The 21,289-nt window shown below is 51.7% G+C and carries 26 protein-coding genes; 19 read left to right on the top strand and 7 right to left on the bottom strand.

What is annotated here, in order from left to right:
* The 5 genes from C2I18_RS08310 (at position 1) to C2I18_RS08290 (ending at position 4,235) form a co-directional block, all read left to right on the top strand.
* Entirely contained in the window at positions 1 to 870 is an 870-nt protein-coding gene (locus tag C2I18_RS08310) for a CheR family methyltransferase (protein ID WP_481857901.1), read from the top strand.
* A 17-nt stretch (positions 871 to 887) separates the two neighbouring features.
* On the top strand, positions 888 to 2,552 hold the full coding sequence (locus C2I18_RS08305; RefSeq protein WP_249900761.1) for a response regulator: 1,665 nt from the start codon (positions 888 to 890) through the stop codon (positions 2,550 to 2,552).
* Between the two features lie 106 nt (positions 2,553 to 2,658).
* The gene (locus C2I18_RS08300) at positions 2,659 to 2,997 is read left to right on the top strand and encodes an STAS domain-containing protein (protein WP_249900760.1); all 339 of its coding nucleotides are present in this window, start codon (positions 2,659 to 2,661) and stop codon (positions 2,995 to 2,997) included.
* 18 nt (positions 2,998 to 3,015) lie between these two features.
* On the top strand, positions 3,016 to 3,468 hold the full coding sequence (gene rsbW / locus C2I18_RS08295) for an anti-sigma B factor RsbW (RefSeq protein WP_249900759.1): 453 nt from the start codon (positions 3,016 to 3,018) through the stop codon (positions 3,466 to 3,468).
* Entirely contained in the window at positions 3,465 to 4,235 is a 771-nt protein-coding gene (locus C2I18_RS08290) for a sigma-70 family RNA polymerase sigma factor (protein ID WP_249900758.1), read from the top strand. The genes rsbW and C2I18_RS08290 overlap by 4 nt, the downstream gene beginning before the upstream one ends.
* A 192-nt stretch (positions 4,236 to 4,427) precedes the next feature.
* Here the strand turns inward: C2I18_RS08290 and C2I18_RS08285 are convergent, their stop codons facing one another.
* Positions 4,428 to 4,760, bottom strand: coding sequence for a DUF5665 domain-containing protein (locus C2I18_RS08285; protein ID WP_249900757.1), 333 nt, complete (start codon positions 4,758 to 4,760; stop codon positions 4,428 to 4,430).
* A 151-nt stretch (positions 4,761 to 4,911) separates the two neighbouring features.
* Positions 4,912 to 5,481, bottom strand: a complete 570-nt coding sequence (locus C2I18_RS08280; RefSeq protein WP_481857900.1) for a YtxH domain-containing protein — start codon at positions 5,479 to 5,481, stop codon at positions 4,912 to 4,914.
* A gap of 457 nt (positions 5,482 to 5,938) precedes the next feature.
* Here C2I18_RS08280 and C2I18_RS08275 point away from each other — a divergent pair, with 457 nt between their 5' ends.
* Positions 5,939 to 6,658, top strand: a complete 720-nt coding sequence (locus tag C2I18_RS08275) for a pirin family protein (RefSeq protein ID WP_249900756.1) — start codon at positions 5,939 to 5,941, stop codon at positions 6,656 to 6,658.
* Between the two features lie 82 nt (positions 6,659 to 6,740).
* On the opposite strand, the gene C2I18_RS08270 is transcribed toward C2I18_RS08275, so the two are convergent.
* Entirely contained in the window at positions 6,741 to 6,965 is a 225-nt protein-coding gene (locus tag C2I18_RS08270; protein ID WP_249900755.1) for a DUF1128 domain-containing protein, read from the bottom strand.
* Between the two features lie 146 nt (positions 6,966 to 7,111).
* Between C2I18_RS08270 and yyaC the strand changes: the two genes are divergently transcribed.
* Both yyaC and C2I18_RS08260 read left to right on the top strand, forming a co-directional pair.
* Positions 7,112 to 7,636, top strand: a complete 525-nt coding sequence (gene yyaC / locus C2I18_RS08265) for a spore protease YyaC (protein WP_481857899.1) — start codon at positions 7,112 to 7,114, stop codon at positions 7,634 to 7,636.
* Between the two features lie 25 nt (positions 7,637 to 7,661).
* A complete protein-coding gene (locus C2I18_RS08260; RefSeq protein ID WP_249900754.1) occupies positions 7,662 to 8,444 on the top strand; it encodes an alpha/beta fold hydrolase in 783 nt (260 codons plus the stop codon).
* Between the two features lie 68 nt (positions 8,445 to 8,512).
* On the opposite strand, the gene C2I18_RS08255 is transcribed toward C2I18_RS08260, so the two are convergent.
* Together C2I18_RS08255 and C2I18_RS08250 are read right to left on the bottom strand one after the other, a co-directional pair.
* On the bottom strand, positions 8,513 to 9,823 hold the full coding sequence (locus C2I18_RS08255; protein WP_249900753.1) for an MFS transporter: 1,311 nt from the start codon (positions 9,821 to 9,823) through the stop codon (positions 8,513 to 8,515).
* On the bottom strand, positions 9,824 to 10,321 hold the full coding sequence (locus C2I18_RS08250) for an ArsR/SmtB family transcription factor (protein ID WP_249900752.1): 498 nt from the start codon (positions 10,319 to 10,321) through the stop codon (positions 9,824 to 9,826).
* A 245-nt stretch (positions 10,322 to 10,566) separates the two neighbouring features.
* Between C2I18_RS08250 and C2I18_RS08245 the strand changes: the two genes are divergently transcribed.
* The 4 genes from C2I18_RS08245 to C2I18_RS08230 all read left to right on the top strand — a co-directional run bounded on the left by C2I18_RS08245 (position 10,567) and on the right by C2I18_RS08230 (position 16,172).
* Entirely contained in the window at positions 10,567 to 11,244 is a 678-nt protein-coding gene (locus C2I18_RS08245; protein WP_249900751.1) for a DUF6483 family protein, read from the top strand.
* Entirely contained in the window at positions 11,241 to 12,047 is an 807-nt protein-coding gene (locus C2I18_RS08240; RefSeq protein WP_249900750.1) for a PhzF family phenazine biosynthesis protein, read from the top strand. The genes C2I18_RS08245 and C2I18_RS08240 overlap by 4 nt, the downstream gene beginning before the upstream one ends.
* A 48-nt stretch (positions 12,048 to 12,095) precedes the next feature.
* Positions 12,096 to 13,289: a class I SAM-dependent methyltransferase gene (locus C2I18_RS08235; RefSeq protein ID WP_249900749.1), complete on the top strand. Its 1,194-nt coding sequence runs from the start codon at positions 12,096 to 12,098 to the stop codon at positions 13,287 to 13,289.
* 501 nt (positions 13,290 to 13,790) lie between these two features.
* A complete protein-coding gene (locus C2I18_RS08230; RefSeq protein WP_249900748.1) occupies positions 13,791 to 16,172 on the top strand; it encodes an O-antigen ligase family protein in 2,382 nt (793 codons plus the stop codon).
* A gap of 404 nt (positions 16,173 to 16,576) precedes the next feature.
* Here the strand turns inward: C2I18_RS08230 and C2I18_RS08225 are convergent, their stop codons facing one another.
* The gene (locus tag C2I18_RS08225; RefSeq protein ID WP_249900747.1) at positions 16,577 to 17,230 is read right to left on the bottom strand and encodes an SdpI family protein; all 654 of its coding nucleotides are present in this window, start codon (positions 17,228 to 17,230) and stop codon (positions 16,577 to 16,579) included.
* Complete coding sequence (locus tag C2I18_RS08220) at positions 17,223 to 17,567, bottom strand: autorepressor SdpR family transcription factor (RefSeq protein ID WP_249900746.1); 345 nt, start codon at positions 17,565 to 17,567, stop codon at positions 17,223 to 17,225. The genes C2I18_RS08225 and C2I18_RS08220 overlap by 8 nt, the downstream gene beginning before the upstream one ends.
* Positions 17,568 to 17,825: 258 nt before the next feature.
* On the opposite strand from C2I18_RS08220, the gene uptA reads away from it, so the two are divergent.
* From uptA to C2I18_RS08185, 7 genes are all read left to right on the top strand, one after another.
* The gene (uptA, locus tag C2I18_RS08215) at positions 17,826 to 18,440 is read left to right on the top strand and encodes an undecaprenyl phosphate transporter UptA (RefSeq protein WP_249900745.1); all 615 of its coding nucleotides are present in this window, start codon (positions 17,826 to 17,828) and stop codon (positions 18,438 to 18,440) included.
* On the top strand, positions 18,437 to 19,003 hold the full coding sequence (locus C2I18_RS08210) for a thioredoxin family protein (RefSeq protein ID WP_249900744.1): 567 nt from the start codon (positions 18,437 to 18,439) through the stop codon (positions 19,001 to 19,003). The genes uptA and C2I18_RS08210 overlap by 4 nt, the downstream gene beginning before the upstream one ends.
* Before the next feature lie 5 nt (positions 19,004 to 19,008).
* A complete protein-coding gene (locus tag C2I18_RS08205) occupies positions 19,009 to 19,641 on the top strand; it encodes an MBL fold metallo-hydrolase (RefSeq protein WP_249900743.1) in 633 nt (210 codons plus the stop codon).
* Positions 19,642 to 19,876: 235 nt separating this feature from the next.
* Positions 19,877 to 20,095: a hypothetical protein gene (locus C2I18_RS08200; RefSeq protein WP_249900742.1), complete on the top strand. Its 219-nt coding sequence runs from the start codon at positions 19,877 to 19,879 to the stop codon at positions 20,093 to 20,095.
* 56 nt (positions 20,096 to 20,151) lie between these two features.
* Positions 20,152 to 20,682, top strand: a complete 531-nt coding sequence (gene sigY, locus C2I18_RS08195; RefSeq protein ID WP_249900741.1) for an RNA polymerase sigma factor SigY — start codon at positions 20,152 to 20,154, stop codon at positions 20,680 to 20,682.
* Positions 20,672 to 20,998, top strand: coding sequence for a DUF5345 family protein (locus C2I18_RS08190; RefSeq protein WP_249900740.1), 327 nt, complete (start codon positions 20,672 to 20,674; stop codon positions 20,996 to 20,998). Before sigY ends, C2I18_RS08190 begins: the two co-directional genes overlap by 11 nt.
* The gene (locus C2I18_RS08185; RefSeq protein WP_249900739.1) at positions 20,995 to 21,210 is read left to right on the top strand and encodes a hypothetical protein; all 216 of its coding nucleotides are present in this window, start codon (positions 20,995 to 20,997) and stop codon (positions 21,208 to 21,210) included. Before C2I18_RS08190 ends, C2I18_RS08185 begins: the two co-directional genes overlap by 4 nt.
* Positions 21,211 to 21,289: the final 79 nt, after the last annotated feature.

Genomic DNA, 21,289 nt, shown 5'->3' with positions numbered 1-21,289 from the left:
ATGACAGCAATGGAACGGGATCAAGAAGGGCCGGCGGAATTGGCCGGAACCAAAAAGGAACTGGAGCAGATCGAAATCGAACTGCTTCTTGAAGGAGTGCACCGGCTGTACGGTTATGATTTCCGGAATTATGCCCTGCCTTCTTTGAAACGGCGGATATGGCATCATGTTCATGCCGAGAATGTTCCGAGCATCTCTGCGCTGCAGGAAAAGGTGCTGCATGACCGTGACTGCTTCGAGCGGTTTGTCTACACGCTGTCAATTCCTGTAACAGAAATGTTCCGTGACCCGGGTCTGTTCCTGACCTTCCGGCAGAAAGTAATTCCGCTTCTCCGGACCTATCCGTACATCAGAATCTGGCATGCCGGATGCTCTACTGGCGAAGAGGTCTACTCAATGGCTATACTGCTCCATGAGGAAGGCCTTTACGACAAAGCGCGCATTTACGCCACAGATATGAATGAGCGCTCCCTGCAGCAGGCCAAAGAAGGTGTATATGAGATCAGCAAGATGAAACAGTACACCAAAAATTACCTGGAAGCAGGGGGAACCCGCGCATTCTCCGAATACTATACCGCCAAATACAACTCAGTGATTCTGCAGCCCTACTTGCGTAAAAATATTATTTTTGCCGAGCATAATCTGGCCACAGACACTTCCTTCAATGAATTTAATGTTATATTTTGCCGCAATGTAATGATCTATTTCAATGACGAGCTTCGCGACCATGTACACGGCCTGTTCCATGAAAGTCTGAGCAGGTTTGGCGTGCTGGTTCTCGGTTCTAAAGAATCTATACATTTCACCAGGTACAGCGACAGCTATGAGCCCCTGGACAGAGTAGAAAAAATTTACCGTAAGAACAAATAGCGGGTAAGGAGGGGCCTATGGGGGTTCAAGAACCGATTCATATACTGCTTGTTGACGACCGTCCTGAAAATCTGCTGGCGCTGGAAGCTGTGCTTGAGAGTCAGCACTATAAACTTGTCAAAGCCAATTCCGGTGAAGAAGCACTGCGGTGCGTACTGAAATACGAATTTGCAGTCATTGTGCTGGACGTTCAGATGCCGGGTATGGACGGAATTGAAACTGCCAAGCTGATCAAGGCCAGGGAGAAAACCAAGGACATTCCGATTATTTTTATCTCTGCCAACAGCAAAGAGGCTGAGCATTTGTTCGCGGGTTACTCTGCCGGGGCGATTGATTACATGGTCAAACCGTTCATCCCGCAAATTCTGAAGTCCAAAATCGAAGGCTTCGTTAACATGTATCTGACCAACAAGCAGCATCAGATGCAGTCCATGCTTCTGCAGCAAAAGACGCAGGAACTGGAGAAGATTAACAGTGAACTGGTCAGGGCAAAGGAAGAGGCGGAAATTGCCGCTAATGCCAAAACCGAGTTTCTGGCCATGATGAGCCATGAGATCCGTACGCCGATGAATGGTGTGGTGGGCATGATTGACCTGCTGATGGAGACGGAGCTGGCACCTGAACAAAAAGAGTATACGGAGATTATCCGTAAAAGCGCCGATACGCTGATTACCGTGATTAACGACATTCTTGATTTCACAAAGATGGAATCGGGCAAAATGGTGATGGAAGAGCAGCTGTTCGAGCTGCAGACTACCATTCAGGAAGTGTTCAGCCTGTTCTCTGCGGAAGCAGGCAAGAAGAACCTGGAGCTTGCTTATTTTATCGATCAAAAGCTGCCCAAGCTGATTTATGGGGACATGGCGCGCCTGCGCCAGGTGCTGATTAATCTTGTGGCCAATGCGGTGAAGTTTACGAATCAGGGCGGTGTCTATCTGGTTGCCTCCAGTGTTCCTGCAGCGGATGGTAAACTGATGGTGGAATTTACGGTCAAGGATACAGGCATCGGGATTTCACCGGAGAAATGCGACCGGCTGTTTCAGCCGTTTTCCCAGCTCGACTCCTCCATGAACCGGAAATACGGCGGAACGGGCCTGGGGCTCGCGATCTGCAAATCACTGGTGGGGATGATGGGTGGGGAAATCCGCGTGGAAGCGATGGAGGAGAAGGGGGCGACCTTTGTATTTACCATTCTGGCCTCCCTGCCGGATGAAGAGGTGAACGGAAGCTTTGAGACCTATGAAGCGGATGGCCTGATCGCAGCAGCCAAAAAGGGTCCCAGGAAGGTGCTTGTTGTGGATGATCATCCGATTAATCAGCGGCTTATGCTCAGTATGCTGGACAAGCTGGGCTTTGAGGCAGAGGTTGCCGAAGACGGGGGACAGGCTGTAGACATGGCAGAGCGGTCTGCCTATGACTTTATATTTATGGATTTGCAGATGCCGGTAATGGACGGGCTTGCTGCGACTACCAGGATCCGGACTTCCGGCGGGCAGTCTGCTGAGAAGGCTGTAATCATTGCAATGACTGCAAATGTTATGGAGGGTGTCCAGAACCGCTGCATGGCTGCAGGCATGGACGGTTACATCAGCAAGCCATTGAAACTGAGCAGTGTAAAACAGGTTATTGCCCGCTATTCACGCGCAGACACTATGTTGCTTGAACAGAAAACGTCCCTTTAAAAGGCATGAGCCATTAATTACCATCGTCAACTTCTCAATATTTTGTTTCAACAGTATGCCTTTAGGGTTATTGGTAAAGAAAACATTTAATCAGGAGAGATTGTCTATGAATACACATAAAAGCGAAAAGTTCCATGCAAAAACCGAAACTGAAGGCAATGTTTGTACGGTTTATCTGATTGGAGAGCTCGATTTGTCGGTAGCTCCCGATTTTCGTCTGGTAATGGAGCCGCTTGTGGGTGATACGGGGCTTGACCTTGTTATTAATCTGAAGGATCTGAAATATATCGACAGCACCGGTATCGGAATTCTGCTATCGATCCTGAAAGCAAGACACGGAATGGATGTTAAATTCACAGTTGCTGAAGTTCCGCCACAAATACAGAAACTTTTTGATATGACCGGTATTTCCAAATTTTTTGCCCCCCAAGAGAATTCCCACTAGGAAAGGATCGAACAAAGGATGAATGATGACGTGCAAAAAGTAATTCTTCAGTTACCCGCCAGCGCAGAATATGTCGATATCGTCAGATTGAATTTATATGGAATAGCTTCAAAAATGGGTTTTACGTATGAAGATATTGAAGATATGAAGGTAGCCGTTTCGGAAGCCTGTAACAACTCCGTGCTGTATGCCTACGGCCAGGAAGACGGACTCGTGGATGTAATCTTTGAAGTTGGAACAAGTGCCTTGTCCATTACCGTCAAAGACGAAGGGGAGAGCTTTGATGGCTTGGATGCGGCTGATGACCGCATGACGCTTCATGACAAAGAGCTGAATGACGTTCAGGTAGGAGGACTGGGCTTTTACTTAATGCAGGCGCTTATGGACGACGTCAGCGTTGTAAGTGAAGCAGGAAAAGGGACAGTCGTTACCCTGACCAAACGGCTTAATTTCAGCGAGGAGAAAGTATGAATGACAACGTGACTCCCCCAGAGTCCATGAGTGAAGCGGTAGGCCTGATCTGGGAATACCAGCAGACAAAAGATAATGAAATTGCTACAGTGCTAATCCGTAAATACGAACCAATGGTGAAGATGGCTGCCGGCAAGATCGCCCGGAACCGTCCGGATCTGTACGAAGACCTCTATCAGGTTGGGCAGATGGCGCTGATCCGGCTGCTCCAGCAGTACGATATCACGTTGGGTATTCCGTTTGAGCCTTATGCAATGAAGAGCATGATTGGACATATGAAAAATTTTCTGCGGGATAAATCCTGGTACATACAGGTTCCAAGACGGATTAAGGAAAAGGGTGCCCTTGTGCAGCAGGCTATCGATGAACTGACCATTAGATTGGAACGTTCTCCGGCTGTAGAGGAAATTGCCGGGTATCTGGATCTGACCGTCGAAGAAACTGTAGAAGTGCTGGCCGGCAGGGAATGTTATCACTATGTCTCGCTGGATTCACCCCTCTCTCAGGAGGAGACAGGTGCTACACTCGGTGAGCTTATCAGCTCTGAAGCCAACGATTATGAAACCGTGGAGAAACGTATGGACCTGCAGCAGGCACTTGGCCAGCTTAAGGAACAGGAGCAGCAGGTGCTTCTCCTGGCATTCCAGGACGGCCAGTCACAGCGTGCCATTGCCCAAAAGCTGGGCGTATCGCAGATGAGCGTATCGCGGATTCAAAAACGGGCTACCGAGAAGCTGAAACAGATCATGGCGAACTCTTCCTATTGATAATTTATTGTCTTCCGACTCAAAAAAGGACATGCTGTTACCCCCGCGGGTTATGGTATGTCCTTTTTAGTTGGATAAGCATGGATAGTTACAGGCCATAACAATTCACCCCGCCTGCAGTCTAATCGGATCATTAGGCTGCAGGCGGGGTGAATGAAACAGCTGCTATGGAGAGAGAATGAACAGCTGCTGTTAGCTGTTCGCATCAATGTATGATTTGATTTCTCCAAGATACTCGCCGATAACCGGTACATCAAGGAAGAGACTGAGGATATAACCGAGTAGACCGAGAATGACGAAGGTCCCCAGTGAAAGTCCGAGTCCCCGTGATATGCCGGCCATAAGATTGGTAACAATCCGTTTCTTGGGATTCGTGTAATTCTCCAGAATATCCTTAAATTCAGACTTCTCTAAGGAATCGGCTATTTTATCGAGTCTGGCATTTAAGCGCTTGACCTCATGACGCAGCTCGAAGGGATGCTCGTCGACTTCATAGGTCTTGGTTTTGCTGCCCGTTTCTGCCATAAGGCGTCCCTGCTTTCTCTAGCCCGCACAAGGGCTGTGATAAAATGCAGCTTCTTCCGGAATCAGAAGAAGCTGCATTTTTCATAACAACAGCCAGCTGCGGTGAGCTGGCTGTTGTCCAACTTTAAATCAACCCGTTAGTCACCGTGTTTTAGTAGGAGCTTTTGTAAGTAGAGGCAACTTCGTTTTTAGCATCCTTGGCTTTATCCGCTACTTCTTTAGAAGTGGATTTAGCTTCATCCGTTACATCTTTGGAAGCAGATTTAGTCTCATCGGACACATCTTTAGTTGCGGATTTAGCTTCATCAGAAACGTCCTTGGACGCATCCTTGACGTCGGAAGCAATATCGCTGGAAGCTTCGCTGACCGTTTCACCGACCTTTTTGCCGGTCTCCTGCAGGGTGGCAGCGATCTGCTGCTTGCTGTCGGTGACTGTAGTGAAAAGATCCGAAGCTTTAGCCGATACAGTGCTGGCCAGGTCCGTTGCCTTTTCACCGACAGTGCTGGCAAGCGTTTTGGTCTTGTCAGTGACAACACCCGCAACCTCTTTGGTTTTGTCAGTTGCAACCGACAGCTTATCTGACAGATCACTGCGCATTTCACGCCCTGGCTTAGGTGCGAACAACAGGGCAGCAGCCGCTCCGAGCAGTCCTCCAATAAAGATCCCTTTAAAGAAGGTGCTGCCGCTTTCTACCGGATGTTCCGTTTCTGCCTTATTCATCACCAATCACTCCTCATCAGAATATTGTATTCCAAAATCATGGACAGCCTCATAGCAGTCTATTACAAAAGTTCTGCGCGGCTGCCGTCATTTGGATGTTCAGGGTAGCCTGAATGTTCTTACTTCGTATATAAACTTTGCAGTATAGCCTGAAACAGCAGAAAAGAATGGCAAAGATTCCCGGAGTATTATAGAGAATAATAGAATAATGATGAATTTATTTTATGAAATTAAAGATATTTGCGACTTTACAAATAATCTGTTTCAAACATTGTAAAGCTGTTTGTAGACAGAACTGCAGAAAACAACTGGAATAATATAGTAGGAAACAATGATTGATTGCAAAAAGAACCGGGTAAGAAATACATAATTAAAGCGCCTGTCACAATCTAAATCGAGGAGCAGCTATACCCCTAATATAGGAGAAGGTTCCAACATCTATGGAGGTGCAAGGTCTATGATAAAAGTAGTAACAGCAGCAGAACGCCATACTTCGAATAAAGAATGGATTCACAGCGAGTTCAGCTTTTCCTTTGCTGATTATGACGATCCAAGCAACGCGCATTTCGGAGCGCTGCTTGCTCATAACGACAATGAGCTGAAGCCTCAGCAGGGTATGCCTGAGCATCCGCATCATGATCTGGAGATCATAACATATGTAGTATCAGGGATATTAAGGCATCACGATGATCTGGGCAACCAGGCGGATCTTCAAGAGGGGACAGTACAGGTAATAAGTGCGGGTACCGGTATTACGCATTCGGAGACCAATCCGGCGGATAGCGGCAATGTACGGTTTCTGCAAATCTGGCTGCTTCCAAGTGCTCCGGGACTTGAACCTAAATGGGATGCCAAGCATTTCCCGGCCGAATTCAGAACCAATACGCTGCTGCCGGTCGTATCGGGAACGGGTGAAGACGGTGCTCTTAAAGTCAATGAGAACGCCAATATTTATCTTTCCTTGCTGGATACGGACAGGGAGCTGCACTACCCGCAGCGTGAAGACAGGCGTACGCATATCTTTCTCGTTTCCGGGAATGTGGAGATTTCCTGTTCAGAAGGGAACTTTCAACTGCAGTCCGGAGATGCCGCGCGTGTCCGCAAGAGCTGTGATCTGACGATCAAGGGTACCAGCAGCGAAGGGCAGGCGGAGATTGTACTCATAGATTTGCCATAGTGCCTGAATAACAAAAGGAGCTCCCCTCTTACATTATCCCTTTGCGGATGTGTAAGAGCTGAGCTCCTTATTCATGGTCTGATTACTTGTTCCGCAGCCGTCCAAGCTCAGAGACGAGCGCCTCTACCTGCGAAATACTGAGCCGGTCACTGCCCATGGCTACTTCATAAATGTCGAGAATGTCCTCGTAATTGTCCACTGAGAAAGCGGATGCCTGCATGGCTGCCGCACTGGCCATCTTCAGCTTGCTCTTGATGCCCTCAATCATGTACTCCACATTTTCCTGGCTGGGTTGCGATAAATCCATGGGGGTTAACAGTCCTCTCTGTGTATTAATTCAGCTATTTTATCATGTTTCGGGAAGTAAACTCCAATTTTTTGTCTGCACTGCTGAAATCATGTTACATTAGAAAAAAAGAACGCACAGGATCACTGGCAGGAAGGGGAAAGAAGTTGGCAATCAGAGAGCAGGAGAGCAGGAAAAGGTTAAAAAAAGACGCTGCCGGATTGATGCTCTTCTTTCAATCCATTGCGGCCCGGCATAAAGCCGGACAAGTCACCTTTTTGTGCATTGGTACAGACCGTTCTACAGGCGATGCGCTCGGACCCCTGACAGGCAGCAGGCTGCAGGAGCTGGGATTTCCGAATGTAATAGGCACGCTGCCTTCGCCCTGCGATGCCAATAATCTGGAAGCTCTGGCTGCGGGGATTGCTCCGGAACAGATTGTCGTAGCCATTGACGCGTGCCTGGGACCGCCGGCAGCATTAGGCAGCTATTTTGTATCCGGGGAACCGCTGCGTCCGGCGCAGTCTGTGGGCCTGTCATTACCGGCAGTGGGAAATTACAGTGTGGCGGCAATTGTGGATGTGAACGGTCCAAGGCCTTACCGCACAATTCAGACTACACCGCTCTACAGAGTTATGGGGATGGCTGAACAGATAGCTTTCGCTGCCGCCCAAGGTTTTGGTCTTCAATAACATACAAGGAAAGAAGGGTGCGTTCATGGAAAAGGTTACATGTGAAGGAAACAGCATTTGCTATAGCGATCAGGGTGAAGGCGAGGTCATTCTCCTGCTGCACGGTTTCTGCGGAAGCTCGGCGTATTGGGAAAAGGTGATTCCTTATCTTGGCGCAGGCTACCGCGTCATTGCTCCGGATTTGCGCGGTCACGGGGCGTCGGATGCTCCGGCAGGACCATACAGCATTGACCAGATGGCTGACGACGTGATTTTCCTGCTGGATGCCCTGGAAGTTAAGAAATGTTATCTGTTCGGCCATTCTATGGGCGGATATATCGCCTTATCCTTAGCAGAGCGTTATTCCTCCAGGCTGCAGGGCTTTGGACTGATCCACTCTACAGGATACCCTGACAGTGAGGAGGCCAGGGAGAAACGGCTTAAAAGTGTCAGTACGATCCAGAATGACGGGATTACGGATTTTGTTGACGGGCTGGTGCCGGGGCTGTTCGCGCCGGGTGCAGAGCAGCAGCTGCTGGAGAGGGCCAGGGAGATCGGGTATAGTACACCGCCCCGTGGGGCGGCAGGTGCAGCGCTTGCCATGAGGGAACGTCCTGACCGGAGGGAGATTATCCCGGCTGTCGGCTTGCCGGTTCTGCTCGTAGCCGGAGCAGAAGACGGCATCGTTCCTGCAGAACGGACCTTTACTTCCGAAAGTGCCAATGTTACCAAGGCCGTAATTTCCGGAGCAGGACATATGAGCATGTATGAAGCTCCGCAGCGGCTGTCGGAGATTATCAAGGATTTTATTCTGTCGGCGAATGTATAAGACAGAACCTATACAGCACAAAGAAGCAGCCCGCGCCAATTTGCGGTGCTGCTTCTTTGTGCTGTTTTCTATTGAAATTTGCGGATAGCAGGAATGCAGAGTACAGATGCGGCGCAGGCAATGCCAAGCCCGGTGAAGATAAAAATGGTTGCTGTGCCGCCGATGAGATCTGCCAGCCAGCCCACCAGAATGTAGCCGACCGGCAGCAGGGCGAAGGAACCCAGCAGATCAAGACTGGCCACACGCCCGAAGGCTTCCGGGGGAACAAGCTCCTGCAGGCTGATCTCCCAGATCAGGCCAAAAATCATCAGACCGAAGCCCTCGATGGCAAACAGGGCAATGGCTGCCCCCGGATTTGAAGCGAACGGCAGCAGGAACAGGGACAGGCAGCTGATCAATATGCCGCCGTAAGCCATTATGCCGCGGTTGGCCCATTTGTGCCTCATGCCGTACAGCAGGCCTGCGAGGATGGCACCGGCACCGGAGAATGTAACAGCTAATCCATAGATGTAAGGAGCCCAGCCATGATGAACCTTGAAGAGCCATGGGACAAGAATACTGGTAACTCCGGCATAACAAATATTGAAGAACGAGAAGGTCAGAATAGTGATCCAGAGCCACGGATGGCTGCGCAGCACGGCGATGCCTTCTTTAAAATCCTCTTTCCAGTCTGCAGAAGCGGGAGCGGCGGCTCCAGGGGATTCCGGCAGCCCGGTGGGAGCATCAGAAGCTGTATCTTTTCTTCCGGATATGAGAACTTTGCGCAGATAGAACAGGCAGACCAGGGAGAACAGATAAGTAAAAGCCGCCAGCCCGAAGCCGACACCTGCCGACATATGGGTAATAAGCAGCCCGCCGAGCGTAGGTCCGATCAGCCTTATCGTCTGCAGACTCATCTGTGTCAGTGAATTGGCGGTAATCCGGATTTCGGGTGTAAATACCGTGGCCTGGGTGGCAGCATATGCCGGCCGGAATAATCCGTCGAACATACCGTAGAAGGCCATGAAAATATAGAGCAGCGGAATGCTCAGCATATCTGATAGGGACAGTAGGCAGATTACGATCATTATAGCAAAGCGGGCGATGTCCGCTGCCATCATGATTTTAACCCTGTCATAACGGTCAACAATGTGTCCGGAAACCGGCAGCATAATGACATTGGGCAGCATGTAGACAGCCATTACGAAACCCATGGTGGTCGTTGAACCGGTCAGCGAGTAGACCAGAACGGGAAGGATAACCATGGTGACTGAGCTTCCGAGGAAAGATACCAGATTACCCAGCCATAAGAAGGGGAATGCGCGTGACTTCGCAAAAGGAGCGGCAAACCGGCTCAGCGGATGGCTTTTCGACTTTTCAGCAGTACTTGAAGGGATCATCTAAGGGATTACCTCCGGTTCAATGCAGTTTTCATTAGATTGCAGGCGGCCGATTACAACGTCGATACCATATTCATCGCCCTCTGTAACTCTGGATTCCCAGGAAGAGATGAACTTCATCATTTCCTGCTGGAACGCCTTCAGCTCTGCGGAAGACAGTGTCAGCCGGGTTACAAAATGCTCAACCTTGTCTTCCGGCCGGAACTGGTAACCGCTGAAATTCTCGGAACGGAACCAGGTGGCCTTGGAACGGTAGAATTTCTGGATAATGCCGCCTGACGCTTCTGTACGGACCAGGTCCAGCAGCCCGCCCTCATACAGCTTCACGATATGGTAGTGGATATTGCCCGGCGTCTTGCCCAGCTTCTCAGCCACCTGTTTTGAGGTCAGCGGTTCTTCAGCGAGTGTATGCATAATCTTGATCCGCAGCGCACTTTCCAGCAGCTTGCTCTGCTCGGGGGATATTTGAAACGGCTGTTCATTCTGTACATCTGACATTGCTGATTACTCCTTTTCTGTAAGTTTAAGATGGATAATGTTCTGGGATTCAGTTCGATCTGTAATCCAGATCGGTAGGTAGTAACAGTATATTTCACCCTTTCTTTTTTTGTCAATGATTACTAACAGTACACAGTAAATTAAGGGGAACCAGGGCGTCAGTAGCGCAGAGCTGTGGAATGGTTTAAGATGGAGGACACAGGAATAAGAATCAATAAAACAGCTTTTCGTGAGGAGTGTAGAGGATGTTCCGAAGAGATTATATTGTCCGGATGATTGAGGATATGACGGCTATGGTTGCCAAAGTGCTTACCCTGAAGCAGGAGAAAAAAACAACAGAAGCTTTGTGGGAAGTGGATGAGCTGCTGGGCCGGCATTTCCGTCTGAACTCCCGTCTGCTGAACTCCTTGTCGGTAGAGGATATTATTGAGATGTTCCGGCTGGGCGGTGTCATTGAATCGGATAAGCTTCAGGGGGTAGCCCGGATGCTGAAGGAAGAAGGCAGCATCTATGCTGCAGCCGGAGATCAGGAAGCCGCGCTGTTCCGTGCTATGCGCTCGCTGCATTTGTTTTTATACGCCAATCAGCATGGTGCTGACCGTGAGCTGCTGCACATGACAAAGGAAATCGGCGAGCTTCTGGAAGATGTGGAAGGCTATCGTCTGCCGGTCAAAACAGAGCGGCTGCTGCTGTCCTATTTGGAAGAAGAAGGCCGTTATGATAAAGCGGAAGACAGCTTGTACAGGCTCTGGGAGCAGGGCGAGCAGGTGGTGTATGAGGGAAAAGGGCTGTACGAGCGGCTGCTGCTCAAAACGCCGGAGGAACTGGAACGCGGAGGTCTCCCGCTGGAGGAAGTGGTGCAGGGCCAGATTGAATGGAGCAGGCTTACAGCAGAAGTAAAAGAGGAGTCGGGGACGCGTTGAATTCGCCTATCTTTATTGTTGATGCTTTTACAGACCGGGCCTTTTCAGGGAATCCTGCGGCTGTATGCCTGCTGAACGGCCCTGCGGACGAGGAATTTATGGCCCGGACGGCTGCGGAAATGAATCTGTCGGAGACGGCCTTTCTTTGGCCTGAAGCGGACGGGTACCGTCTCCGCTGGTTCACGCCTGCAGTCGAAGTGAATCTGTGCGGGCATGCGACCTTGGCCAGTGCACATGTGCTGTGGGAGACAGGCCGCCTGGAGCCTGCTGCCGAAGCGAAATTTTACACCCGCAGCGGATTGCTCCGGGCAGGGAAATCTGAGGGATTGATTTCGCTTTATTTTCCCCCGTACGGGCTTACTGCCTCTGCTCCGGTAACGGGACTGGCAGCAGCGCTGGGAATCCGGGAGGAACAGGTGCTGGAAACCGTCCTCTATGCGGACAATGTTCTGGTACTTCTGGAGGATGAAGCTGTCCTTAAGGGGTTGAACCCGGATTTTCAGCAGCTGGCCAAGCTTCCGCCAAGGGCTGTGGCAGTTACTGCAGAAGCAGCAGAAGAAGGAGCGGATTTTGTATCCCGTTTCTTTGCTCCGGGGGTCGGCGTAAATGAAGATCCGGTTACCGGATCGATGCATACGGCTCTCGCACCCTACTGGTCGGCCAGGCTGAATAAGACACAAATGACGGCTTTTCAGGCGTCCAGACGCGGGGGCTTTCTGCGGCTGGAAGTCAGCGGGGATTGTATAACTTTGTCCGGGCAGGCCGTAACGGTGGTCAGCGGATGGTTTCATGCTATAATGTAGTGACATTCAGGAGAGGCAAGCTCTCCATTTTTGAATTGCGAAAGTGAGATGTACTCTGTGGAATCTTTAAAAGAATTGGTTGAACAAGTCATAAATGGCCGCACCCTGATTACCGCTACCCTGAGCCAGCTGCGCAGCAAAGGTGAAGCCTCCTTCACCAAGGTTCAGATCAAACCGGTTGAACTTAAGGGCAAGCTGCATTATCAATTTGCTTATACTGTCGGACCTAAGGTGGAGCACCGGAATATCCCGGCGGAAGAAGCTGCGGAGGAAATGTTCACCCTGCTCCGGGAGACATTCCGCCAGGCATTGCTCTGTACAATAGAAGCTGATTATCAGGTGCTGATCAGCAAGAAGTACAAGGTATCCATCCTGACCAAATCGCCCAGCAAGCAGGAAGCGCCGGATTTGGCCCATAACCGCCGGAAGCAGTATATCCTGGATGAAGGAGAGCCTGTCCCGTTCCTGGTCGAGCTGGGGATCATGAACAGCGAAGGAAAGGTGCTGGCCAAAAAGTACGACAAGTTCCGCCAGATCAACCGTTTCCTGGAGATGGTGGAGGATGTGCTCGGCGACCTGCCGGCAGGACGGCCGCTGACAATCGTGGATTTCGGCTGCGGCAAATCCTATCTGACCTTTGCGCTTTATCACTATCTGGCCATCCGTGAACGCAGGGAGCTGAATGTGGTCGGCCTTGACCTCAAAGCTGATGTCATTGCGCATTGCAGTGCACTTGCAGGCAAACTTGGTTATGACAAGCTGTCCTTCCTGGTCGGTGATATTGCCGACTACAACGAGCTGGATCAGGTGGATATGGTTGTAACTCTGCATGCCTGCGATACAGCAACGGATGCCGCACTGGAAAAGGCAGTACGCTGGGGCGCTTCGGTTATCCTCTCCGTACCCTGCTGCCAGCATGAGCTGTTTGGACAGATCGAGAATGATGTGCTGAGTCCGCTGCTCTCGCACGGGATCCTCAAGGAACGGTTCTCTGCACTGGCAACGGATGCGATCCGGGCCAAGCTGCTCGACCTCATGGGGTACCGCACCCAACTGCTGGAGTTCATCGATATGGAGCACACGCCGAAGAACATTCTGATCCGTGCGGTCAAAAGCGCCAGCGGTGATAATGCCGCCAAATGGCGTGAATACAGCGCATTCCGCGATTTTCTGGGGGCAAAGCCTTATCTTGAGCGCGTCTGCGCAGACCTGCTTCCGGCTGAAGGGCCGGTGCAGGGTTGAGGCACCTGTGATGATAGTCCGCCGACGGCTTCTGCTCCACTTAGCGGAGTTTCAGTACAAATATAGTGTAAACGGTCTGCCTCCTGATGGAGCGCAGGCCTTTTTTTTGTGTATAAGGTCTATTACTTCAGGGCAAATATGGAAACACTGTGGATGAAACGCGCAAAATTTCCGGACGGAAAAATGTATTTTGTAGTATGAATTCACTTTGTGCAATAGAACGCTCATATAAGGTGACAAAATTCGTTCTATTGTATTTCGTGCAGCAGATTTCGGGATTATGGACCAAAAACAGACAAATGGCAAAATTCAAATGCACTAACTGCAGCAGATGCTGTTTTTTGGCCGATTAGGAAGAACATCTGCTGCAAAAAATGCAATAGACAATCATGCCGCACTTTCGCGGAAATTTTTTGCAGAAAGCGCAGCGGAGAATTAGCAGTATGAAAGTCAGAAATGTAAGGGGTACCTATGCACAGGAGTATCGGGTTTCGGAAAAAAGTGGAGACGGCAAGGCTGTCTGTCAGTGCAGGTCTCATCATTGCTGCAGGGGCAGGCGGTTGTCTGCTGCGCGGTATGTTTTTTGCCGGGGAGATGTATCTCTTTCTGACAGTCTGGTTTGTGCTGTGCGCCTTCTGGGCAGGACTCTGGCTGCTGGCAGCAGCCCTGGAAAAACCAACGGTCGGAGTGTCCCGCGCAAACGGAATAGGAAGAAGGCATGACTGGGCGGCGTTACTGATGCTGGTCTGTCCGGCTGTTATGTTCACTTTGTATGCTGTCCACGGGCTGCGGACTCCGTTGTCCGCTCAAGGAACGGCAGATGAAATGCTGCGTTGGGGGCTGTATACCGGCTATGCTGCTGCTGTATATGTTTGTGCCCGGAGTATTCGGGGCGGCCGCTTGCTGGCAGCAGTCTGGCACCTGCTCGGAATGGCTGTCAGCCTGAGCGCTCTGCTGGCGGTCTGCGGCGTGCTGGAGCTGCCTTATGCAATAGCTCACAGCCAATCGCCGGAGGTCAGTGCCACAGGCGCAAGACTTGGCGGACTGCTGGAGTATCCCAATGCCTTTGGTGCGGTGATGGCTGTGTTTTTGCTGGAACGGCTGTTTGCTGCTGCCGGACACACAAAACTGAACAGCGGGGCGGAGGGAAATGCAGGCGGGCAGGGGATTGCAGAGGGGACCGCGGGTGAGCTGGCAGTTGCAGGCGGAGTAAGGGGCGGACATGCGGGGAGTGACATAGCGGGCGGAGAACACGTCCAGACGGGTGTAGCAGGAGACAGTCAGGCGGGTGTAGCAGGAGACAGTCTGGCGGGTGCTAGTGTAGTTGCGGAGGGGAAGAAAGGTATTGGTGGAACCGGGGGCCAGCAGGCCGGGGCAATACGGCAGCTGCTGCGCATGCTGCCGCTGTTCCCGTACGCCGCCGCGCTGCTGCTCAGCGAGTCGCGCGGCGCGATGCTGACGGCGGCCTGCGCCAGCGCCGCCGTCCTGCTCTGGAAGCGGCAGCTCACCGCGCCGCTTCTTGCCGCAGGCGCCGCGCCCGTGGCCGCCGCGGCGCTGCTCTACCGCCAGCTGGCTCCTGCCGCGCTGGCGGTAGAGCCTGTACCCGGCCTGCTGCTGCTGGCCGGGCTCTGGGCCGGCGCGCTGTCCGCCGGCCTGTGGCTGTGCCGCCGCAGCTGCTGCGCGGCGGGCCGGGTCCGCGCCGCCGCGCTTGTGCTGGCGGCGGCAAGCTGGACGGCGGCGGGCACCGCCGTCCAGGAACAGATACGCGGGCGTATCACCGGACCGTCTCCGACGGTCTCCGCCCGCGGGCTGTTCTACCGCGATGCCTGGAAGCTCGCGGGTGAGGCACCCTGGCTGGGCCAGGGGGGCGGGACGTGGCGGAGCGCGTATCTCGCCGCCCAGTCCCGCCCCTATGTGGGCAGCCAGGTGCACAGCGGTTATCTCGACATCCTGCTGAACACAGGGATAGCCGGTCTTGCCTGCTGCCTGCTGCTGCTGCTGTCGGCAGGCTGGCTGGCGGGGAGGTACGCCCCAAGGCTGCTCCCGCCGGTTCTGGTAATCGTCCTGCACGGGGCGGTCGATTTTGACTGGAGCTACAGCCTGGTCTGGCTGCTGCTGTTCCTGCTGCCGGCGCTGGCGCTTGCCGGGGCCCGGAGGGCAGAGGCCGGGACTTCTTATGAGAACGGACCTGTTTACAGGAGGAATTCAGGTTCTGCCCGCAGTCTTTTCAGCAGATGCCCTGCATTCCTCTATCCGTTACATCAGAAGCGGCTTATCCTCACGGCCCGTCTGGGTCTCTGCTGCCTTTCAATCCTGCCGCTACTGCTCTCCGTCCGCATGCTAATGGGGGAGAGCTTATATGATCAGGCGGGAACGGTTCAAGAGCCGGCTATGCGGCTTCAGTTGCTCCGGCAGTCGCTGGAATGGAACCGGCGCCAACCGGCAGCGGCCTTAAGTTTGTCCCGCCTGCTTCCGGCCGCTGAAGCAGAAGCTGTGCTGCTTGGCAGCCTGCTGCATTCCCCGGGGAATGCGGCCCTGCACTGGGAACTCGCCGAGCGGGCTATGAAGAGTGATAATCCGGGAGAGGCGCTGCAATGGATACGCAAAAGCCTGCAGCTGGATGTCTTTAATGCCGGGAAGAGGATAGAGGCGGCCCGCGGCATGCTGGCCATGAGCAGGCAGAAACTGCTGGAAGGAAAGCGGAAAGAAGCGTTAGCCAGCGCAGCAGCAGGGCTTGAGCTGCTGCGCGGTTACCGCCTGCTGGCAGTGCAGGAAGAGCACAAAGGGGCGCAGCATAACGACCGCCTGTTCAGAATTACCGAAGAAGCCGGAGAACTGGAGCTCCGGCTCCGGCAGGAGATGCGGTCAGCTTACGTTATGTAAGGCCGGCAGATCCAAATGGAAGGGCTGCAGGCTGCTGATCGCGTATAAATAAGTCGGGAATTCATGCTCAAAAGCTTAATTGGAATTTCGCCATTTAATTACGTCCAATTTCCTGATTTACGACAATTAGTTAGAAATACTCCATCTATTTCGGACCACACAACCATATGGTGGCGATTTCTATGAAATTAAATGGAGTTTTTCCCACTGGCATCGTAAATCTGGTGATTACAGGAGAATGAAGTGGAGAAATTCCCATCCGTCATTCATGCCGCTCTATCGCGGCATTGCAGAAGAGTGGATGCAGAGGCTGTCTGCTCAATGGGTAACTGCAGCTATATTCTGTATCCATGAGTATTTGGCGTGGCTATCAAAAAAATCGATCTGGTGCTGTAATCCGCGTTTCAGGCATTTATTCCCCTCGAAATAAACCAGGAATATACATAAGGGATAACGACGGCAATCAGCAGTGCAGCAACGATGAGACTGATTGACAGTGCCTGCGGCATGAAGGCCCCCAGGATGATGAGCAGGCCGCCCAGCATCCACATAAAGCCTGAGAAACGGTGTGTCTTCCGCCATACCTCCGGATTTGCGAGCGTCCACGGTGTGCGGATTCCCGTCAGGTAGTTATCCCTGATCTGCGGCATGAAATTGCCGATCACCACAAACAGCAAACCAACAGCAGCCATGGCTGCTTTACCTGCATGGAATTCATGCCCCAGCCCTTGGGCTACAATCAGCACCAGCATGGTATCGAACAGGACGGCCATAGCCAGCCGGATCATTTTATAGGCGTTTTCAAATTTTCTATAATTGTCTTTCTTGGGATCGATCCGTCGTATGAACTGCATACCAATAGGAAATACAAGGCCCAAAAACCCCGTTAATGCGATAACCGAACCCTTGCTCCAGTAAGTGTTGACTTCACCGGTAATACTGAATTGTGCAGGGAGCTGCTCCGGCAGCTGTCCGTAATGAAGCAATGCGTATCCCACCGAGAGTACCCCAAGAATAACTATAAGCGTGTCCTGCCACTTCCATCTGAAATCATTCATCCTGCTCAGCCTCCTTGTCAGATTGCTGTTCCTGTTCCTTGCTGCGGTCTGCAGAACTAATCTCCGGGTGTTTTCCCTTTCCCGTCCCGGTTAATTCCAAAAACCAGCCAAGCACCTCTTCGAGCACCGTTGTATCCAGTGAATACAGGATAAATTGGCCCTTGCGTTCATCCTGTACGAGTCCGGCGTGCTTCAGTGCGCTGAGATGATGGGAGATGCTGGGCTTTGACATTTGAAAATATTCGGCGATCTCTCCGGCGGTCCGGTCCTTTTCCCGCAGCAGCTTTATTATTTGCCTCCGGGTAGGATCAGCGAGCGCTTTGAAGGATTCATTCATAGTCCACCCAGCCTTTCAATATTTAAATAATTATCTAAATGTATAATCGCATTGTTTTTTTATTCTGTCAACGCAAAATAGAGCAGGGCCTCCGGAACCATACAGTGAGGTAATGAGTTTGCCGTTCAGTAGATGTAATAAGTCTGCTGTGCTAGAATAGGCTAGAAGAAGCTGGATACATAGAGCGGCAGAGGTGTAAGCTTCAGTCTCCTGGACGCTATGCCAGGTCCGCAAATTACAGGGAAGGAGGAGCTGCATTTGCATTTTGTATCTGAAGTGATTTCGCAGTTGTTTGAATGGATTCAAAGCCTTGGATACATCGGAATCATGATCGGGCTGATGATTGAAGTGATTCCAAGTGAAATCGTGCTTGCATACGGCGGTTTTCTGGTTTCACAAGAACAGATTAACTATTTCGGGGCAGTTCTCTTTGGCACAGTCGGCGGGGTCATTGCGCAAATTTTCGTATACTGGATCGGCCGGTACGGCGGAAGACCTGTGCTTGAGAAATACGGCAAGTATATTTTTATCAAGAAAAAGCATATCGACCATTCGGAGCAATGGTTCGAAAAGTATGGTACAGGCGTTATTTTCACCGCACGCTTTATTCCCGTTGTGCGCCATGCGATATCGGTTCCGGCCGGGATTTCCCGTATGCCGCTCGGTAAGTTTACCTTTTTAACTACTCTTGCAGTTATTCCTTGGAGTGCACTGTTTGTATATCTGGGCATGAATCTGGGTTCCCGGTGGGAAACCATTGATGAAGTAGCCGCACAATATACACGCGAGCTGATTCTCGGCGCTCTTGCTATCATTATCGTCTATTTTCTGTTCAAGTGGTACAAATCCAAGAAGAAAGGTAGTGCAGTATGAAACAGAATGTAGCTTATAAATTCGGCCAAGGCCTGACTCCCCGCCAGTTCGTCGAAGGGATGACCAAAAACCAGCAGGCATTTGAATCCTGGTACGAGAAGTTTAGCTGGTCTGATGAAGAGGACCGCGCATATTTCGAAAGCCTGAACCACCGCGATGATCTGCGTGTGCTGATCCTGGCAGCTGACTGGTGCGGCGACGTAGTGCGCAATATTCCGGTTGTGTTCCGTATTCTGGAAACGGCAGGTATGAAGACGGAAGTGCTGATTCTGGAAGAGAATCTGGACATTATGGATGATTTTCTGACGATGGGCGGAAGATCGGTCCCGGTCGTTATTTTTGCAGATACCGGCGGTTATGTGCTTGGACAGTGGGGCCCGCGCCCTGAACATGTACAGTCCTTGATGAGAGAATTCAAACAGAATAATCCTGACCGTGAAGCGGCGGATTACGACAGCAAGATTGCTGAAGTACGTAAGGCAATGGGACAGGCCTACGGGGAAGGGACGGAATCGCACGCAGTTATTGCCAAGGAGCTGCGCAGCCTGATCTCCGGCTTCTGATTGCTATGCTGAATATCCGTTCTTACAACCTTGGACCGCTGCAGACCAACGCCTATTTGCTGACAGGTGCTGATCCTGGCCGCGGTGTCATCATTGACCCCGGAATGAATCCCGGAGCTCTTCTGCGTGCGATAGAAGGCATGGAGATTGAAGCGATTCTCCTCACGCATGCCCATTTCGACCATATCGGCGGTGTGGATGAAATCCGCAAAGCCAAAAATTGTCCCGTATATCTGCATGCACTGGAGAGCGAATGGCTGGGCAGCCCCAAGCTGAACGGTTCGCTGATGTGGCCGGAGGCTTCTCCGCCGATCAGTACAGAGCCTGCGGAATATGATCTGGCAGAAGGACAGGTACTGAAGCTGCTGGGATTGACCTTTAAAGTCATGCATACGCCAGGCCATTCACCGGGGAGTGTCAGCTTTCTGTGCGGCAATGACCTGTTTGCCGGGGATGTGCTGTTCCGGCAGGGCGTTGGCCGTACGGATCTTCCCGGAGGCAGAGAGAGGGATTTGATTGACTCCATCCGCGGCAAGCTGTACCGGCTGGATGATGAAGTCAAGGTGTATCCCGGTCACGGACCCCGTACAACGATCGGCTATGAAAAGCAGCGCAATCCCTACGTTCCCATGCAGTAGCTTTTATCTGCCCATAGGAAGGCCTATTCCTGGAATTTCAGCCACGGGATGAAGGTTATTTTGCATCTTTCGGCATAATCCGGGAAATTAGAGATGGACAAGGGAATACAAAGTTGCTACAATAACGTTAATTAAATGTAACATTTACCTCGCGAAGCACGCAGACTGTGGAATAATCCCGGTTTGCGTTCTTTTTTTGTGTTTATACAGGCTGAACTGCATGGGAGGAAGAAGATTGAAGGATGATAGACATAGATATAACGGTATGGACTATGCCCGGTTAGGGAAATACGGATATATAGATGGTACTTATGAAGCCGGGAGTGCGCCTGATGAATGTATTGAGAGCAGTCCGGCACAGGTAGTGTTTTGGAGTTTCCCGTATGGCAAGGGACAAGTCCAGCCATGGCGGCGCAAATTATGGCAGCTGCAAAATAATCAGGACACGGAATGAACGATTCCCTGAACTGGTTCGTATTACAGGTGTAAATGAAGGGAATGGGGGAGCAGATGGGCGACAGCACGCTTACGAGAATCAGACTCGCACAGCAGGGCGATCCTTCGGCGCTGTCCTTGCTGCTGCATGAGCATTATACCTTTTTGTATAAATATTTAATCAAGGCCACTATGAACCCTTCGCTGGCCGAGGAGCTTGTCCAGGATACGATGGTGCGGTGCATGGAGAAGATTAGCACCTACAACGGCTCTTCCTCCTTCTCTTCATGGCTGATTACAATCGCAACCCGCTTGTATATCGACAGGAAGAGGCGCTGGAGGCTTGAGGCGAAATGGCTGCAGGAGCAGAATGTACACTCTGTACGCTGGAGGTTCGAGAGCCGCAATATGGAGTGGAGCGATGTGCTTGAGGCGCTGTCACGCCTGTCCTCTCCGCAGCGGGTAGCGGTCCTGCTCAAGCACTACTATGGTTACAGCTATGATGAGATTGGCGATATTCTGCAGGTTCCTTCCGGCACGGTCAAGTCACGCGTCTCTGCCGGTCTAACCCAACTGCGAAAGGAGCTCAATGAAGATGAAGCCTGACAATGAAGAAGAACTGCTGCGCAGATTGAATTCAGACCTGGCACGACTGGATGCGCAGATAGATAATATTTCCCCGCCCTCTCTGCCGGAGATGGAGCATTTTATGGCTGCCGAGGCTGTCCGCAGACGCCGCCAGAGCCGCATGGAACTGAAGCTGTTTCTGCTGGTAGCTCTATTCCTGCTGGGCGCTGCTTTGACTGCACTGGGGTCTGCACCGGTTATTTACTGGATTTTTCAGGCCGCATTTCCGCTTGCAGCACTCAGCGGCTTCATAGCTAACAGAATCAGGCTGCGGCGGGAGGATGCTGACAAGTGAATGAACTGCGTGAAGTGCCGGTTTGGTTGTGGTTATGCATTGCTGCAGTACTGCTGGTGCAGGGAATTTGGCTGTTCCGGACGGAGCAGCAACGGGGCAAAGGGAGGAGAGCCTGGTTCTGGGGGATCTGGGGGCTGACGGGGTTTCCCAGCCCGGCGGTCTGTTATCTTCTGTTTGTGGTTTGGCCGGAAGCACGCAGAAGAAAGCAATAATAGGAGAAATTTGTTTCATTTATACGAATTTTCTGAAAATTTCTGAAGAATTCCATTGAACAGCCCTCCAACTGCTGGA

Origin of the sequence: Paenibacillus sp. PK3_47 (assembly GCF_023520895.1) — a bacterium.
Classification (GTDB): Bacteria; Bacillota; Bacilli; order Paenibacillales; family Paenibacillaceae; genus Paenibacillus_AQ.
Note: the sequence above shows the minus strand (reverse complement) of the source record. Positions and strands in the feature narration are given on the sequence as shown.